The following is a 15,469-nucleotide window of genomic DNA, read 5'->3' on the forward strand; positions in this document are numbered from 1 at the left end:
CCTATGAATGCCGCCTGGACCGCCGAAGACACTGCCGTTGCGCCTTCGCCCGAGCCCGCCCTGAAGATCGAACGCGAAACCCACAAGCTGGAGAAGCGCCTGTGCCGCCTGACGGGCCAGGCCATCGTCGACTACAACATGGTCGAGGAGGGCGACAAGGTCATGGTCTGCATGTCCGGCGGCAAGGACAGCTACGCCATGCTGGACATCCTGCTCAAGCTGCGCGCGCGGGCCCCGATCCACTTCGACATCGTGGCGGTGAACCTGGACCAGAAGCAGCCCGGCTTTCCCGAGCATGTGCTGCCCGAATACCTCAAGGGCCAGGGCGTGCCCTTCCACATCGAGGAGCAGGACACCTACAGCATCGTCAAGCGCGTGATTCCCGAAGGCAAGACCACCTGCGGCCTGTGCAGCCGGCTGCGCCGCGGCATCCTGTACCGCGTGGCCGACGAGCTGGGCGCGACCAAGATCGCGCTTGGCCACCACCGCGACGACATCCTGCAGACGCTGTTCCTCAACATGTTCTTCGGCGCCAAGTTGAAGGGCATGCCGGCCAAGCTAGTCAGCGACGACGGACGCCACATCGTGATCCGCCCGCTGGCCTACGTGCCCGAGCGCGACCTCGTGCGCTGGGCCGCGCACCGCGCGTTCCCCATCATCCCGTGCACGCTGTGCGGCAGCCAGGAGAACGCGCAGCGCAAGCAGGTTGCCGCCATGCTGCAGGAGTGGGAGAAGAAGTATCCGGGCCGCGTGGAGAACATGTTCACCGCGTTACAGAACGTCGTGCCTTCGCACCTGATGGACGGAACCCGCTACGACTTCAAGGGTCTGAAGACCACGGGCGTGCCCGATCCCTCCGGCGACAAGGCGTTCGACGCGGAAGACATCGCACCGCCCATTGCACCGCTGCTGCAGGTCGTCCGGCTCTGAGCGGGACCGGTGCATCGAGGAGGCATTGAATGCGTGTCCAGATGCGAATGTCCATGGCGGCGGCCGTTGCGGCCGCCGTGCTGTTGTCCGGCTGTGCCACGAGCTACGTGGTCGACAACCAGGTGCAGACCTTTTCCGAACTGCGCACCGTGCCCCAGCCTGCCACCTACCGCTTCGAGCGGCTGCCTTCGCAGCAGTCGGCAGGCGGTGCGCAGCTCCAGTTGGAGGCCGCGGCCGAGCCCGCGCTGGCCAAGGCCGGCTGGGTGCGCAACGACGGCGCGGCGCGCTACAGCGTGCTGATCGGCAGCGACGTGGTGACCACCACCCAGTTCGTCGATCCGTGGGTGTACAGCCGCTTCGGCCCCTGGGGCCCCTACTACGGCCGGCGCTGGGCCGGTGGCGCCGGCTTCTACGGCTGGGGGCCGTACTGGAGCTACCGACAGGACATGTGGGACCGCAGCTACGCGCAGCGCCAGGTCAGCGTGCTGATCCGCGATCTGTCGAACCAGCAGGTGGTCTACGAGACCCGGGCCGTGCACGAATCGCGCTGGCCCAACGACCCGGCCCTGCTCACACCCATGTTCGATGCCGCGCTGAGCAGCTTCCCGCAGCCGCCTGCCGGCGTGCGGCAGGTCAACATCGAGATCCCGCTCAAGAAGTGATTCAGCCGTAGGTGGCTGCGAGGCGCTGGCGCAGGTAGTCGCCGGCCGTCACGGGCGCGTGGCGCGGCAGCTCGCCAGCGGGCACGCAGCCGGGGATCGCGCTGACCAGCGCGTCCGGGTTCGGGTCCAGGAAGAAGGCCACCGAGTAACGTGCGCGTGCAGGCGGCAGCACGCGGTGCGGCGTGGACACGTAGACATCGTTGGACCAGCGCATCAGGCAGTCGCCGATGTTGCAGACGAAGGCGCCGGGCAGTGCCGGCACGTCCGTCCAGCCGCCGCCGCGGCGTTGCACCTGCAGCCCGGCGACGCCGTCGGTGGCCAGCAAGGTCACGTTGCCGTAGTCCGTGTGGGCGCCGGCACCGGCCCGGCCGGCGGGCGCGTCGGCCGCGAAGCGCTCCGGGTAGTGCAGCAGGCGCAGCGTGGCCTGCGGGCGGTCCAGCTTGTCGTCGAAGAAGTCCTCGGCGAGGCCCAGGTCCAGCGCGAAGGCGCGGTGCAGCCGCCGGCCCACGGCCAGCACGGCATCGAAGTAGGCCTGGGCCTGCGCGCGCCAGCCGTCGATGGGCGGCCAGACGTTGGATGGGCGCGTGGCTTCGTCGGTCCAGATGAGGTTGTAGGCCTCCTTGAGGTCGGGTGCGGTGGCTTCGTCCAGCGCTTCCACCCCGAGGCCCACATAGCCGCGGTTGTGGCCGTGGCGGGCGATGGCGAGCGCGTGCTTGGCCTGCGCCGGCAGTGCGAAGACCGCGTGCGCGGCCGCGAACACGCCAGCGCTGCAGGCCGCGGGAACGCCGTGGCCGGTGATGGCGAAGAAGCCGGTCTCGCGGCAGGCGCGGCCGATTGCCTGGGCGGCGGCCAGGCGCGCCGCGCCGTCGGTGCCGGCCAGCGCGGCGATGTCGATGCATGGGAAGCTGTCCATGGGCGGAGAGCATAGCGGCGGCGCCCGCCATGGCGCACTCCTAGAATTGGCCGATGGACGCCACCCGCATCATCGCCATCCGCCACGGCGAAACCGCCTGGAACGTGGACACCCGCATCCAGGGCCATTTGGACATCCCGCTCAACGACATGGGCCGCTGGCAGGCGCGCCGCGTCGGTGCGGCGCTCGCTGGCGAAGCGCTGTCGGCCATCTACGCCAGCGACCTGGGCCGGGCGCACCAGACCGCCCAGGCCGTGGCCGACCGGGCCGGCCTGCCGGTGGTGGCCGACGTGGGCCTGCGCGAGCGCGCGTTCGGAACCTTCGAGGGCAAGACCTTTGCCGAGATCGAGGCGGACTGGCCGGACCAGGCACTGCGCTGGCGCAAGCGCGACCCGGCCTTCGAGCCCGCAGGCGGCGAATCGCTGCTGCGCTTTCGCGAACGCATCGTCGGCACGCTCAACCGGCTGGCGGCACGGCATCCGGGTGGGCAGATCGTGCTGGTCGGCCACGGCGGCGTGATGGATGTGCTCTACCGCGCCGCCACCGGCCAGGAACTGCAGGCCCCGCGCACCTGGGCGCTGGGCAATGCCGCCATCAACCGCCTGCTCTGGACGCCCGAGACGCTGACCCTGGTGGGCTGGGCCGACACGGCCCACCTGGACGGCGCGGCACTCGACGAGATCAGCGCATGAGCGCAGCCCGGCCGCCCGAAGGCGCTCGCACCGCAGGCGAGGCCGAAGGTTTCCCTATGTACGCCGCCGCACGCACCGGCGATGCAGTGGCGGACATCGACACGCCCGCCCTGGTGCTCGACCTCGATGCGATGGAGCGCAACATCGCGCGCATGGCCGCGTTCGCCCGCCAGCACGGCGTGCGCTGGCGGCCCCACGCCAAGATGCACAAGTGCGCCGTGCTGGCGCTGCGCCTGGTGGCGGCCGGTGCCGTCGGCGCCTGCGTGCAGAAGACGGCCGAGGCCGAGGCGCTGGCCGCTGCCGGCGTGCAGGACCTGTACATCAGCAACGAGGTGGTCGCGCCGGCCAAGCTCGCGCGCGTGGCGCTGCTGGCGCGCAGCCTGCAGCAGCGCGGCGGCCGGCTGGCGATCGCGGTCGACAGCCCCGAAGGTGTGGACCGGCTCGCTGCTGCGCTGGCCGGCGCGCAAGACGCCATCGACGTGTTCGTGGAGATCGACGTGGGCCAGGGCCGTTGCGGCCTGCCGCCCGGCCCCGAGGCGGTGCAGCTGGCACGGCGCATCGGCGCCGCGCCACAGCTGCGCTTTGCCGGTCTGCAGGCCTACCACGGCAAGGCCCAGCACCTGCGCAGCGCCGAAGACCGGCGCGCCGCGATGGCCGCGGTGCTGCTGCTCGTGCGCGACCAGCTCGACGCGTTCGCCGAGGCCGGCCTGGCCGTGCCGCTGGTCACAGGGGCGGGCACCGGCAGCATGGCGCACGAGGCCGGCAGCGGCATCTATGGCGAGCTGCAGGCCGGCTCCTTCCTGTTCATGGATGCCGATTACGCCGGCAACGACACCGACCCGGCCCAGCCGGTGTTCGAGCATGCGCTCTTCGTCAAATCCCAGGTCATCAGCCGCAATGCGCGGCATGCGGTCTGCGATGCAGGCCACAAGAGCCATGCCATCGATTCGGGCCTGCCGCTGGTGCACCGGCCCGAGGGCGGGGCGCCCTGGCGCTACGCCAATGGCGGCGACGAGCACGGCGTGCTGCATGCCGACGATGGCCAGCCGCTGCCGGCGCTGGGGCAGGCCGTGTGGCTGATCCCTGGCCATTGCGACCCGACCGTGAACCTGCACGACACCCTGGTCGGCGTGCGCGGCGGCCTGCTGCAGGGCCGTGTGGAGGAACTGCTGCGCGTCGATGCCCGCGGGGCCCTGGCATGAAGGCGCTGCAACGCCGCGGGTTCTGTGCGGCACTGGCGCTGGGCGCGGGTGCTGCCGTGCGGGCGGCCGGGCCGGGCCGTGTGCACGAGGTCGGCCCGGGCCGGCAGTTCGCCACCATCGCCCAGGCCGCGCGTGCCGCGCGCGATGGCGACACCGTGGAGGTACAGGCCGGCGACTACCACGCCGATGTCGCCATCTGGCCCCAGCGCCAGCTCCTGCTGCGCGCCGTGGGCGGCCGGGTGCGGCTGCTGGCCGACGGCGCGAGCGCCGAGGGCAAGGGCATCTGGGTGGTGCGCGGCGGCGACATCCGCGTCGAGGGTTTCGACTTCGAGGGCGCCCGTGCCGCTTCGCGCAATGGCGCCGGCATCCGCTTCGAGAAGGGGCAGCTCACCGTGGTGGACTGCGGCTTCCGGGACAACGAGAACGGCATCCTGACCGCGAGCGACAGGGCGGCCGGGCTGGTCATCGAGCGCAGCCTGTTCCAGGGCAATGGGGCCGGCGACGGGCAAAGCCACAACCTGTATGTGGGCCGCATCGCCGCACTCACGGTGACCGACAGCGCCTTCCACGACGCCCGCGGCGGCCACCTGCTCAAGAGCCGCGCCGCGCGCAGCGAGATCCACCGCAACCAGCTGACCGACAGCGATGCCGGCCAGTCCAGCTATGAGCTGGAGTTCCCGAACGGCGGCCTGGTCCATGCCAGCCAGAACCGGCTGCGCCAGGGGCCGGGCACCACCAACTCGACCATGGTGTCCTACGGCGCCGAGGGCTACCCCTGGCCCGAGAACAGGCTTGTGCTGCGCGACAACGTGCTCATCGACGACCGGCCCGCCGGCGGCATCTACCTGCGCGTGGCGCCCGGCGAGCGGGAGGTGGAGCTGCTGGGCAACCGGCTCGAAGGCGCCAGCCGCACCCGGGCGCGCGAGCTGGCGTACTGAGGCCGTCGCAGGCGCCGCGCCCTCAGCGCCGCGCGCCCACCAGGGCCCGCAACAACTGCCGGTTGGCTTCCTCCACGCCGATGCCATGCGCGCGGCAGACCGCGCGCAGCGCCGGCGTGTCGTCGCCCTCCATGGCCCGCGCGGCCTGCAGCGCCGGGGCATAGGGGCCAGTGCGCTTGACGGCTGCGGCGTAGATGCGTTCGGACAGCGGCAGCCGGTTCAGCACCTGGCCCAGCGGTTCGTGCAGCAGCAGGTCGAGTTCGGCGAACAGGCCGCACAGGTAGACCTCGCGGCGCAGGCTGTCCTCGGCACCGGCGTTCAGCAGGTGTTCGGTCAGCCGCGCGCGCAGCACCATCTGGGCCTTGACGGGGCGCAGGTCGATGTCGGTGGCGGCATGCGCGCCCTGGTCGGCGAGCCAGCGGCCCAGCGCCCCGTAGCCCAGCATCATGAGCCCGTGGCGCACGGATTCGATGCCGCCGCGCCCGGCCATGGCCGCCGAGTTGGTGAACGACAGGAAGCGGTAGGCGAGCACCGGCTCCTCGCGCACCACGGCCTCGATCTGCTCCATCGACTGGTCGTCGTCCACCGCCTTGCCGGCGCGGCGGATCACCTCGCCGTCGGGCCCCACGGGCTGGTGGCGGTGCGCGTGCAGCACGTCCTCGGAAGGCCAGCCGGCGACCGCCAGCGCACCGGCCCGGTCCAGCAGCAAGCTGGCCAGGGCACGGCTTTGCACGTCCTCGTAGATCTGGCCCGGCGCGATGGCCGCACCAGCGGGCCGCCCGGCGGCGGCATCCTGCAGCGCGGTGGCCGCGGTCAGCGGCGCCACGCCCAGCATGCGCAGGAAGAAGCAGTCTTGCAGCGGCGCCCGCGGCCAGTCCTCCAGTGCGCCACGCCACACCAGCTTGAGGCCGCGTGCATGGGCCTTCTGCGTGCGCTCGTAGATGTCGGGCTCGCTGAGCCATTCATTGCGCACCTCGATCCAGTAGTCCCCGGCCGGCGCATGCGCCAGCATGTCGGACAGCAGGCGCTTGTTGTGCATGGACAGCAGCAGCTGCGGCGTGGCCATGGACGAGAGTTCCTGGAGCGCGGCGACCAGGTGCAGAGCATCGATCGCGCCGCCCTGGGCGGCCTCGACGAACAACTGCACGGCCTCGAGCTCGCGGGCCTGGTTCCAGAGTGGGCGGTAGCCCAGGGTGATGCTGCCGACGACGGATTGCGTCATGTCTGTTCGCGGCCCAAAAACTCAGATGTCCGTTGCGCCAGAGACCATCCCCACCTGCAAGCCACTGGTCGAGCGGCCGCGGAGCAGGCCATGCCAGCGCAGCCGCGAAACTGGCTCTGCCAGGCCGCCGGGTGCGCCCCTTGAGGGGGATCGGATGGCTGCGCGCAGTGCGCCGGCCAGACGGGGTGGTTTCATTTCAGCGGAGGAAGTCGAACAGCGAGAGCTTCTGGATCGAGGCGTAGGTCTGCAGTGCAACCTGGTAGCTCGTCTGCTGGTTCTGGAAGTCCGACAGGCCCTGGATCATATCCATGTCCTCGGCGCGGGAGCGGTCGCCTTCGGCCTGCACACTGCGGTCTTCCTGGGTGTCGTGGATGCGGTCTGCGCGGTTGAGCAGGTCGCCCGCGCGGCCGCGCACGGCGCCGATGCGCTCCAGGCTGGTGTCCACCTGGGCCAGCGAGATCGCCAGCTCGTGGTTGAAGTTGGCGTCGGCGCTGGCTGCGCCCTTGGTCGAGCTTCCCGGCTCGTACATGCCGGCGATGGCGCGGTCGAGCACGCCGAAGACGCTGGGCCGCTCGCTCGGCACCGTGGCGTCGACTTCCAGCCGGTCGCCCTCGGCCGGAACGCCCTTGACCACCATGGCGATGCCGCCCAGCGTGATGGTCTGGTTTTCCTTGTACGGCAGGCCCGTGGTGGTGACGCCGGTGGTGTTGTTGGTGACGTCGTAGCTCATCGCACCGGTGGCCGCGTCGACATGGAAGCTCAGCGAGAAATCCGTGCCCTCGCTGCCCATCAGCGCCGCGTCCTTGACGAGGCCCACATCGGTGTACATCTTGCCGGTGTTGCCCGTGCCCAGGCTGACCTTGAACACGCCGTTGCTCTCGGGCACGTCCATCCAGGTGGCGCGGCCGTCCAGCGTGCCCGGGATGGCCACTTCGCCGGCGCCGGCCTGGCCGGCCAGGCCGTTGAAGCTGTAGTCGGGATCGGGCACGGTGCCGTCGGCACTGACCTCGAAGGGCGCGGCGGTGCTTCCCAGGCCGTGGAACAGCGGCAGTCCGTTGGCGTCCTTGCGGTTGGCCAGCGCGACCAGCTCGTCGCGCAGGCCCACCAGCTGCTTGGCGATGGTCTCGCGTTCGGTCGGGCTGTTGACGCCGCCGCCGGCCTGCACCAGCAGGTCGCGGAACTGCTGCAGCAGCCCTGTGGCGTCGCCCAGCGTGGATTCGCCGAGCTGGATGGCGCTCTTCTGCGTCTCCAGCGCGCGTTGCTCCACCGTGATGCGGGCGATGCGCGTCTGCGCGCGTTCTGCCTGCGCGGCGGAAGTGGGGTCGTCGCTGGGACGCACCACGCGCTTGCCTTCGGTCAGCTTGGCCTGCAGGTCGGCCAGGGTGGCCTGGCGCGTCTGCAGCGTCTGGCGTGCGGCGTCGAAGGTGTTGGCGGTGCCCAGGCGGGTGAAGGTATTGGCCATGGCGTCTCAGTTCTCAGCGTGCGATGGTCGAGATCAGGCTGTCGAAGATGCTCTGTGCCACCTGCAGCATCTTCGCCGATGCCTGGTAGGCCTGCTGGAACTGGATCAGCTTGGCGGCTTCCTCGTCCAGGTTCACGCCCGAGACGCCGTTGCGCTGGGCTTCCAGCCCTTCGGCGATGGACTTGGACACGTCGGCCGCGTACTGCGCGCTCTGGGCGCGCACGCCGACGTTGGCGATCAGCGCGGCATAGCCATCGGTGAGCGGCGCCCCGTCGAACAGCTTCATGTCGCGCAGGTCCATCAGCGCCTTGGCGTTGCCGGCGTCCAGCGGGGCGTAGGCCGGGTTGATGGCGCCGACGGTCAAGGTGTCGCCGGGCTGCGGCGCGCCGCTCAGCGTGAGCGTCCAGGCCGAGGGGTTGGCGCCGTCGTAACTGATGGGCGTGCCCGGGCTGTAAATGAAGGTGCCCGGCACGTCCGAGCGCGTGTACTGGGTGCCGCTCGTGAAGGTGATGGTCACGTTGGCCGGTGCCGGCACCGATCCCGCCGCCAGCTTGCCCACCGCCAGGCCGCCGGTGTTGGTCGTTCCCATGTTGGCCTGCACCGGGCTGGCCACGGCCAGATCGCGCGGCGAGGCGAACAGCGTGTGCATGTTGCCGGCCGCCTGCGCATAGGGCCGCAGCAGGAAGCTGTCGCCGGTGGCGGCGGCGCCCGTGATGTCCAGCGCCAGGCCGTCCACGGTGGGCGGCGGGCCGGGGTCCACCGCGGGCGAGACGCCGTCGGACAGCCGCGTCACGGTGAAGTCGGTCGGCGTGGTGAAGGTCACGCGGTAGTCGGAGGCGCGCAGCTGGCTCGGGTCGGCCACGCTGATGCCGATGCCGGCGCTGCCCGCGTTGTTGGCGAAGGCGGTGCCATCGGTCATGGCGATGGGCGTGAACAGGTTGCCGCCGGGCTCGCCGTCCAGGTCCAGCCCGAGCTTGTGCTGGTCATTGATGACCGTGGTGATGGACACGGCCATGCGGCCCAGCAGGTTCTGCGCTTCGACCAGGTCCTCGTTCTGGAAGCGCATCAGCCCCGACAGCGAGCCGCCGCCCAGCATGCTGTCCTGCAGCTTCACCTCGGTGCTGCCGTTGACGAGCCGCAGCTCGCTGCGCGTGGAGTCCAGCGGGTCGTTTGCCACCTTGAGCTCCAGCGCGCGCGTGCCCAGCACCACGGGCTGGCTCTGCGCCACGAACACGCTGATGGTGCCGTCGTTGTTCTCCAGCGTCGTCGTCTGGACGTACTTGTTCATCTCGCTGACGAGCTGGTCGCGCCGGTCCAGCAGGTCGTTGGGCGGCTGGTCCAGGCCGACGACGGACTGGATCTGCCGGTTCACGTCGGCGATGCCGGTGATCAGCGTGTTCAGCGTGGAGACGCTGTTCTCCAGCTCCTCGGTCAGCCCGCGCTGCAGGTTGGCCAGCTGCGTGGCCGCGTCGTTGAAGCGCGAGGCCGTCTCCGAGGCACGCGTCAGCACCACGGTGCGGGCCGTCAGGTCGGTGGGTGCGCTGGCCACGTCGGAGAACGCGTTCATCAGCTCGCTGACCGAAGCGCCCAGGCCGGTCTTGCCGGTGCCGAACAGGTCCTCCAGCTGCAGCAGCTTCTCGGCACGGGACACGTCCTGCGCCGAGACCGACTTGGACAGCGCGGCCTGGCGCGTCAGGTAGGCGTCGTAGACGCGCTGGATCGACGCCACCTCCACACCCTTGCCGATGTAGCCGCCGCCGGTGTACTGGCCGTCCACCGTGGCCAGGTTGACCACCTGGCGCGAGTAGCCCACCGTGGCGTTGTTGGCGATGTTGTGGCCGATCGTCGAGAGCGCGGCCTGGTTGGCCTGCAGCGCGCGGACACCGACGTTGAGGATGTTGCTCATGCCGCGCCGGCCTTCATGCGTTCAGCGCGCGCTGCACCTGCAGCGTGCTGTTGATCACGCGGCTGAGCTTGCCCGCGTAGTCGGGGTCGGTGGCGTAGCCGGCGCGCTTGAGTTCTGTGGCGAAGGCCAGCGGCGAGGCGGTCTGGGTGAGCACCTTCTCGTAGCGCGGGCTGTTGGTGATCATGTTCGCGTAGTCGCGGAACGAATCCTCGTAGGAATCGTAGGCGCGGAACTTGGCCTTGACCTTGCGCGCCTCGCCGTTCACGTACTCGGTGGTCGTCACTTCGGCCACCTTGCCCGTCCAGCCCGGGCCGGCCTTGATGCCGAACAGGTTGAACGAGGAGCTGCCGTCGGCGTTCTTGATCTCGCGCTTGCCCCAGCCGGTCTCGTGCGCGGCCTGGCCCATCATGTAGTGGGCCGGGATGCCGCTTTGCTGCTCGATGCGCTCGGCCGCCTCCTGGTGCTGCTGCACGAAGCCTTGCTTGGCGCCGGCGCTGCCCGCGGGCGCGCGCGGCGCCGTGGCGCCATCGCTGGCCGGCGGCAGCACGCGTGTGTTGTCCATGGCCACCGTCTGGCGCGAGAGCTGGCGCTCGATGGCGGCCGACAGGCCGCCAGGCAGGCCGGACATGGAGACCGACAGCTGCTGGTCCAGCAGGTCCGAGCTGATCTCGGTCTGTGCGCTGTCGAGCAGGCCGGATTTGACGGTCGCGTCGCGCATGCTCTTGATCAGCTCGCGCATGAACAGCGACTCGAGCTGCTTGGCGGCTTCCTTGATGGCACCGGTGCCATCCTTGTTGGCCTGCGCCTTCAGCGCGTCCAGCGAGCGCGCGTCCGCCGCGAGGGCGTTGTTGTTGGTGGCCAGCGGCGACAGGGACATGTCAGATCACCTCCAGCTCGGCGTTCAAGGCGCCGGCGGCCTTGATGGCCTGCAGGATGGCCAGCAGGTCCTGCGGCGTGGCGCCCAGCGCGTTCAGCGCGCGCACCACGTCGCCCAGTTGCGGCGCGCCCTGCAGCTGCACCAGCTTGCCCGGTTCCTGCTTGACCGAGATGTCCGACTGCTGCGTGACCACGGTCTGGCCCTGCGAGAACGGCGCGGGCTGGCTGATCACGGGCGTGGTGGCGATGCTGACCGAGAGGTTGCCGTGCGCGATGGCGCAGGGCCCCAGCGTCACGGCCTGGTTCAGCACGATGGAGCCGGTGCGCGCGTTGATGACCACCTTGGCCGAGGGGATGGCCATGTCGAAGCGCAGCTCCTCCAGCTCGGCGATGAAGTTCACGCGGGCATGCGGCGCGTTGGGCGCGCGCACCTGCACCGTGCGCCCGTCCAGCGCCTGCGCCAGGCCCTGGCCGAGCTTGTCGTTGATGACGCTGGCCACGCGGCGCGCGGTCTGGAAGTCCGAGGCGTCCAGGCCCAGCGTGATGTGGTCGCCTTCCTGCAGCGGCGTGGGCACGCTGCGCTCGACCTGGCCGCCGCCCGGAATGCGGCCGGCGGACAGGTGGTTGATCTGTACCTTGCTGCCACCGGCGGCGGCACCGGCGCCCGCCACCACCAGGCTACCCTGGGCCAGTGCGTAGACCTCGCCGTCGGCGCCGCGCAGCGGCGTGGCGATCAACGTGCCGCCCTTGAGCGACTTGGCGTTGCCCATGGAGGAGACGGTCACGTCGATGGCCTGGCCCGGCTGCGCGAACGGCGGCAGCTCGGCCGTGACCAGCACCGCCGCCACGTTCTTGAGCTGCAGCTGCGAGGCCTGGTTGGCCGGCAGCACGATGCCCTGCTGCTGCAGGTAGTTGGACAGGCTCTGCGTGGTGTAGGGCATCTGCGTGGTCTGGTCGCCGGTGCCGTCCAGGCCCACCACCAGGCCGTAGCCCGTCAGCTGGTTGCTGCGCACGCCCTGGACCGAGGCCACTTCCTTGATGCGCATGGCCTGCACCGGCTGGGCCAGCAGTGCGAAGGCGAGCAGCGGAAGCAGGAGGCGCGGCAGGAATTTCATGGCAGTGCTCGGAAAGAGGGGGCTGCCGCGATTGTGCGAAGTCTCAGAACGGCAGAACGCTCAAAAAGAACCGCGCCAGCCAGCCAATTGCCATCGCTTCCTGCTGCTGGCCGCGCCCGCGCGATTCCACGCGCACGTTGGCCACCGCGGTGGAGGGCACGATGGAGCCGGGCAGCACGGCGCGCGGATCGACCGTGCCGGAGAAGCGCAGCACGTCCACGTTCTGGTTCACGCCGATCTGCTTCTCGCCGAGCACCGCGAGGTGGCCGTTGGGCAGCACGTCCACCACGGTGGTGGTGATGGTGCCGCTGAAGGTGTTGGCGGCGGCGGTGCCACCGCTGCCGGCGAAGCTGTTCTCGGACTCCGCGCCCACGTTGAGCTTGCCCAGGCGGCCGGCCGACAGGAAGGGAAAGGCGCTGATGCCGCTGCTCACGCTGCCGGACTTGTCCACCGAGGCGGTGCTGGTCTGGCTGGCGTTCAGGTTCTCGACGATCTGCACGGTGAGCGTGTCGCCGACCAGGCGCGGGCGCCTGTCCTCGAAGAACGGCCGGTAGCGCACCTGCGAATACAGGCCGCCCGTGGCCACGGGTGCGGCATGCGGGGCGATGGCCACAGGGCGCTGGGTCGCCGCATCGGGAAACTCGACCTTGGGCGTCTGCTGCAGCGTCTCGCACCCGGCGAGCGCGAGCGCCGCCAGGGCCAGGAGCCAGGGGCGCAGGGAAAGGGTTCTGGCCATGCCTGCTCCTACAGCTGCGCGAGCTTCTGCAGCATCTGGTCGGAGGTCTGCACGGCCTTGGAGTTCATCTCGTAGGCACGCTGGGTCTGGATCATGGTCACCAGCTCCTGCACCACGTTGACGTTGGAGGTCTCCAGGTAGCCCTGCTTCATGATGCCCAGGCCGTTGGTGCCCGGCGTGCCGCCCTGCGGCTGGCCCGAGGCGGCCGTCTCGGTGAAGATGTTCTGGCCGCGCGGCTCCAGGCCCGGCGGGTTGACGAAGGTCGACATGGCGATCGTGCCCACGGTCTGCGGCGCAGTGTTGCCCGGCAGCATCACGGTGACCGTGCCGGTCTCGCTGATGTTCACCGACAGCGTGTTCGGCGGGACAGTGATGCCGTTGGCCACCGGCAGGCCGTTGGAGGTGACCAGCCGGCCTTGCGAATCGACCTCGAAGCTGCCGTCGCGCGTGTAGCCCACGGTGCCGTCGGGAAGCTGGACGTTGAAGAAGCCATTGCCGTTGATGGCCACGTCGAAGTGGTTGTCCGTCAGCTGCAGCGTGCCCTGCGTGAACTGCCGGCTGGTGGCCACGGTGCGCACGCCCAGGCCCAGCTGCAGGCCGGTGGGCAGCTGCTCGGCCTCGGTGTTGTTGGCGCCGACCTGGCGCAGGTTCTGGTAGATCAGGTCTTCGAACACCGCGTTGGAACGCTTGAAGCCGGTGGTCGAGACGTTGGCCAGGTTGTGCGAGATGACGTCCAGCTGGGTTTGCTGGGCTTCCATGCCGGTCTTGGAGATCCAGAGCGAATTGATCATGGCGGTTCCTTGTTAGCCCTGGACGCCCAGGAGTTGGCTGGCGCTCTTGTCGCCGGCCTCGGCGAGCTGCAGCAGGCGCATCTGCGTTTCGAACTGGCGGGCGACCTGGATCATCCCGACCATGGTTTCCACGGCGTTCACGTTGGAGCCCTCCAGCGCGCCGGCGGCCATGCGCGCATTGGCGTCGTTGGCCATCGGGTCGCCCGAGGTGGTGCGGAACAGGCCGTCGTCGCTGCGCTTGAGCCGGTCGTCCGGCGTGGGCGTGGCCAGCTTCAGCCGGCCCAGGTTGGTCGGCGGCAGGTTGCCCACCTTGGCGCTGATGCTGCCGTCCGATCCCAGCGTCACCTCGGCGTTGGGCGGCACGTCGATCGGCGCGCCGCCGTCGCTGAGCACCGGCAGGCCCTGGGGGTTCACCAGTGTGCCGGCGGACGTGATCTCGAAGGCGCCGCCGCGGGTGTAGGCCTCGGTGCCGTCCAGTCCCTGCACTGCGAACCAGGCGTTGTCGCGCGCCATCGCATCGAGGTTGCGGCCGGTGCGCTGCACCGGGCCCGGCGTGCTGTCGTGGCCGCGCGTGGTCTCCAGTGCGAACACCCGGCTGCTGGAGCCCGGGCCGTTCAGCGGCACCGATCGGAAGGTCGACAGCTCGGCCCGAAAACCGTTGGTCGAGACGTTGGCGAGGTTGTTGGACAACACCGCCTGCCGTCCGGAGGCGGCGGTGGCGCCGGTCATCGCGGTGTAGATGATGTGGTCCATGGCTCAATCCCGCGTGCTGGTGTTAACGGATGTTCAGGATGGTGTTGAGCACCTGGTCCTGGGTCTTGATGGTCTGCGCGTTGGCCTGGTAGGTGCGCTGCGCCGTCATCATGTTCACGAGCTCCTTGGTCAGGTCGACGTTGGAGTCTTCCAGCGTGCCGGCACGCACCACGCCGATGTTGCCGGTGCCCGGCACGCCGGTGGCGGTGGGCTCCAGGCCCGAGGCGGGTGTCGCCATCCACATGTTGCCGCCGATGGGCGACAGGCCCTGCTCGTTGGTGAACGTGGCCAGCTGGATCTGGCCGGCCGCCAGCGTCTTGCCGTTGGAGTACACGCCCAGCACCACGCCGCTGTCGTCGATGTTGATCGCCGTGAGCTTGCCCGAGGCCTGGCCATCGGTGACGGCCTTGGTGACCGAGAAGCGCGAGGAGCCGTACTGCGTGGCACGTTCCAGGTTGAAGGTGACCGGGAAGGTGGTGCCGTCGGATTCGGCCAGGTTCAGCGCCGTCAGCGTGGACGAGGAGGTCAGCTCGCCGTCGTTGCCGAAGGTCATGGTGCCGCTGTTGGTCATGGCGCCACCATCCACCGAGGTCCACACGTCCCAGCTGTTGTTGGCGGTCTTGGTGAAGTAGATGCCGATGGGCACCGCGGTGCCCAGCGAGTTGTAGCCCACGGCGGAGGTGCCGTAGGTCTCGATCGGCGGGACCAGCGCGGCCGGCGCGGTGCCGGTCGGCACGGCGGCCGAGGCGTCCAGGTTGAAGCGCACGTCCAGCTGGGTGCTGCGGTCGGCCTTGATCTCGCCACCGGCCGGCAGGATCAGTGGGCCGACCACGCCGCCCGTGGGGATCACGCCGTCGGGCGTTGCGGTGATGCCCAGCAGGCTGCCGCCGTCGTTGGTGACGATCTGGCCGTCCTTGGTCAGCTTGAACGAACCGTCGCGGGTGTAGGCCCGCGAGCCGTTGGGCTGGTCGATCTGGAAGAAGCCATTGCCGTTGATGGCCACGTCTAGCGAGCGGCCGGTCACCGACAGGTTGCCCTGCGTGAACTGCTGCGACACGGTGGCCACTTCGACCCCGATGCCCTGGTTGATGCCGCCGGCCGAGCCCATGGCGTTGGCATACAGCTCGGCAAATTCGGCACGCGAGGCCTTCATGCCGGTGGTGTTGGCGTTGGCGATGTTGTGGCCGATGACGTCCAGGTTCTTGCTGGAAGCGCTCAGACCGGAGAGGCCTTGTTGGAAACCCATGGAAGACTCCTGAAGCGTTGGGGGG

At 69.9% G+C, this 15,469-nt stretch carries 15 protein-coding genes; 5 read left to right on the forward strand and 10 right to left on the reverse strand.

Annotation, left to right across the window (positions count from 1 at the left end; all coding sequences use genetic code 11):
- Nucleotides 1–3: 3 nt before the first annotated feature.
- Both ttcA and DES41_RS28900 read left to right on the forward strand, forming a co-directional pair.
- Complete coding sequence (ttcA, locus tag DES41_RS28895; protein WP_114471066.1) at nt 4–930, forward strand: tRNA 2-thiocytidine(32) synthetase TtcA; 927 nt, start codon at nt 4–6, stop codon at nt 928–930.
- 29 nt (nt 931–959) lie between these two features.
- Nucleotides 960–1,592 carry a DUF4136 domain-containing protein gene (locus DES41_RS28900; protein ID WP_114471067.1) on the forward strand — a complete coding sequence of 211 codons (633 nt, stop codon included), beginning with the start codon at nt 960–962 and terminating at the stop codon, nt 1,590–1,592.
- A 1-nt stretch (nt 1,593) separates the two neighbouring features.
- Here DES41_RS28900 and DES41_RS28905 read toward each other — a convergent pair whose 3' ends face one another.
- A complete protein-coding gene (locus tag DES41_RS28905) occupies nt 1,594–2,505 on the reverse strand; it encodes an isopenicillin N synthase family dioxygenase (RefSeq protein ID WP_114471068.1) in 912 nt (303 codons plus the stop codon).
- A 53-nt stretch (nt 2,506–2,558) separates the two neighbouring features.
- Here DES41_RS28905 and DES41_RS28910 point away from each other — a divergent pair, with 53 nt between their 5' ends.
- The 3 genes from DES41_RS28910 to DES41_RS28920 are packed head-to-tail and all read left to right on the forward strand — an operon-like array spanning nt 2,559 to nt 5,337.
- The gene (locus DES41_RS28910; RefSeq protein WP_114471069.1) at nt 2,559–3,197 is read left to right on the forward strand and encodes a histidine phosphatase family protein; all 639 of its coding nucleotides are present in this window, start codon (nt 2,559–2,561) and stop codon (nt 3,195–3,197) included.
- Nucleotides 3,198–3,253: 56 nt separating this feature from the next.
- Nucleotides 3,254–4,399, forward strand: coding sequence for a DSD1 family PLP-dependent enzyme (locus tag DES41_RS28915; protein ID WP_114471070.1), 1,146 nt, complete (start codon nt 3,254–3,256; stop codon nt 4,397–4,399).
- Nucleotides 4,396–5,337 carry a right-handed parallel beta-helix repeat-containing protein gene (locus DES41_RS28920; RefSeq protein ID WP_114471071.1) on the forward strand — a complete coding sequence of 314 codons (942 nt, stop codon included), beginning with the start codon at nt 4,396–4,398 and terminating at the stop codon, nt 5,335–5,337. The genes DES41_RS28915 and DES41_RS28920 overlap by 4 nt, the downstream gene beginning before the upstream one ends.
- Before the next feature lie 22 nt (nt 5,338–5,359).
- On the opposite strand, the gene DES41_RS28925 is transcribed toward DES41_RS28920, so the two are convergent.
- The 9 genes from DES41_RS28925 to flgE all read right to left on the reverse strand — a co-directional run bounded on the left by DES41_RS28925 (nt 5,360) and on the right by flgE (nt 15,444).
- Nucleotides 5,360–6,559 carry an HDOD domain-containing protein gene (locus DES41_RS28925; protein WP_114471072.1) on the reverse strand — a complete coding sequence of 400 codons (1,200 nt, stop codon included), beginning with the start codon at nt 6,557–6,559 and terminating at the stop codon, nt 5,360–5,362.
- Between the two features lie 196 nt (nt 6,560–6,755).
- Nucleotides 6,756–8,021, reverse strand: coding sequence for a flagellar hook-associated protein FlgL (gene flgL, locus DES41_RS28930; protein WP_114471073.1), 1,266 nt, complete (start codon nt 8,019–8,021; stop codon nt 6,756–6,758).
- Between the two features lie 13 nt (nt 8,022–8,034).
- Nucleotides 8,035–9,927 carry a flagellar hook-associated protein FlgK gene (gene flgK, locus DES41_RS28935; protein ID WP_114471074.1) on the reverse strand — a complete coding sequence of 631 codons (1,893 nt, stop codon included), beginning with the start codon at nt 9,925–9,927 and terminating at the stop codon, nt 8,035–8,037.
- A gap of 13 nt (nt 9,928–9,940) precedes the next feature.
- On the reverse strand, nt 9,941–10,804 hold the full coding sequence (gene flgJ / locus DES41_RS28940) for a flagellar assembly peptidoglycan hydrolase FlgJ (RefSeq protein WP_114471075.1): 864 nt from the start codon (nt 10,802–10,804) through the stop codon (nt 9,941–9,943).
- Nucleotide 10,805: 1 nt separating this feature from the next.
- Entirely contained in the window at nt 10,806–11,918 is a 1,113-nt protein-coding gene (locus tag DES41_RS28945) for a flagellar basal body P-ring protein FlgI (RefSeq protein WP_114471076.1), read from the reverse strand.
- Nucleotides 11,919–11,961: 43 nt separating this feature from the next.
- On the reverse strand, nt 11,962–12,654 hold the full coding sequence (locus DES41_RS28950) for a flagellar basal body L-ring protein FlgH (protein WP_114471077.1): 693 nt from the start codon (nt 12,652–12,654) through the stop codon (nt 11,962–11,964).
- A gap of 8 nt (nt 12,655–12,662) precedes the next feature.
- Nucleotides 12,663–13,445 carry a flagellar basal-body rod protein FlgG gene (gene flgG, locus DES41_RS28955; protein WP_114471078.1) on the reverse strand — a complete coding sequence of 261 codons (783 nt, stop codon included), beginning with the start codon at nt 13,443–13,445 and terminating at the stop codon, nt 12,663–12,665.
- A 12-nt stretch (nt 13,446–13,457) separates the two neighbouring features.
- Entirely contained in the window at nt 13,458–14,198 is a 741-nt protein-coding gene (gene flgF / locus DES41_RS28960; protein WP_114471079.1) for a flagellar basal-body rod protein FlgF, read from the reverse strand.
- A 22-nt stretch (nt 14,199–14,220) separates the two neighbouring features.
- On the reverse strand, nt 14,221–15,444 hold the full coding sequence (gene flgE / locus DES41_RS28965; RefSeq protein WP_114471080.1) for a flagellar hook protein FlgE: 1,224 nt from the start codon (nt 15,442–15,444) through the stop codon (nt 14,221–14,223).
- Nucleotides 15,445–15,469 lie beyond the last annotated feature (25 nt).

This window comes from Pseudorhodoferax soli (assembly GCF_003337555.1).
Taxonomy (GTDB): Bacteria; Pseudomonadota; Gammaproteobacteria; order Burkholderiales; family Burkholderiaceae_C; genus Pseudorhodoferax; species Pseudorhodoferax soli.

Coding starts and splice junctions, on each gene's coding strand:
- flgG (WP_114471078.1), bottom strand. CDS start 13,445: ATGATCAATTCGCTCTGGATCTCCAAGACCGGCATGGAAGCCCAGCAA.
- DES41_RS28915 (WP_114471070.1), top strand. CDS start 3,254: ATGTACGCCGCCGCACGCACCGGCGATGCAGTGGCGGACATCGACACG.
- DES41_RS28945 (WP_114471076.1), bottom strand. CDS start 11,918: ATGAAATTCCTGCCGCGCCTCCTGCTTCCGCTGCTCGCCTTCGCACTG.
- flgF (WP_114471079.1), bottom strand. CDS start 14,198: ATGGACCACATCATCTACACCGCGATGACCGGCGCCACCGCCGCCTCC.
- flgL (WP_114471073.1), bottom strand. CDS start 8,021: ATGGCCAATACCTTCACCCGCCTGGGCACCGCCAACACCTTCGACGCC.
- DES41_RS28905 (WP_114471068.1), bottom strand. CDS start 2,505: ATGGACAGCTTCCCATGCATCGACATCGCCGCGCTGGCCGGCACCGAC.
- flgK (WP_114471074.1), bottom strand. CDS start 9,927: ATGAGCAACATCCTCAACGTCGGTGTCCGCGCGCTGCAGGCCAACCAG.
- DES41_RS28925 (WP_114471072.1), bottom strand. CDS start 6,559: ATGACGCAATCCGTCGTCGGCAGCATCACCCTGGGCTACCGCCCACTC.
- DES41_RS28910 (WP_114471069.1), top strand. CDS start 2,559: ATGGACGCCACCCGCATCATCGCCATCCGCCACGGCGAAACCGCCTGG.
- DES41_RS28920 (WP_114471071.1), top strand. CDS start 4,396: ATGAAGGCGCTGCAACGCCGCGGGTTCTGTGCGGCACTGGCGCTGGGC.
- flgJ (WP_114471075.1), bottom strand. CDS start 10,804: ATGTCCCTGTCGCCGCTGGCCACCAACAACAACGCCCTCGCGGCGGAC.
- DES41_RS28900 (WP_114471067.1), top strand. CDS start 960: ATGCGTGTCCAGATGCGAATGTCCATGGCGGCGGCCGTTGCGGCCGCC.
- flgE (WP_114471080.1), bottom strand. CDS start 15,444: ATGGGTTTCCAACAAGGCCTCTCCGGTCTGAGCGCTTCCAGCAAGAAC.
- ttcA (WP_114471066.1), top strand. CDS start 4: ATGAATGCCGCCTGGACCGCCGAAGACACTGCCGTTGCGCCTTCGCCC.
- DES41_RS28950 (WP_114471077.1), bottom strand. CDS start 12,654: ATGGCCAGAACCCTTTCCCTGCGCCCCTGGCTCCTGGCCCTGGCGGCG.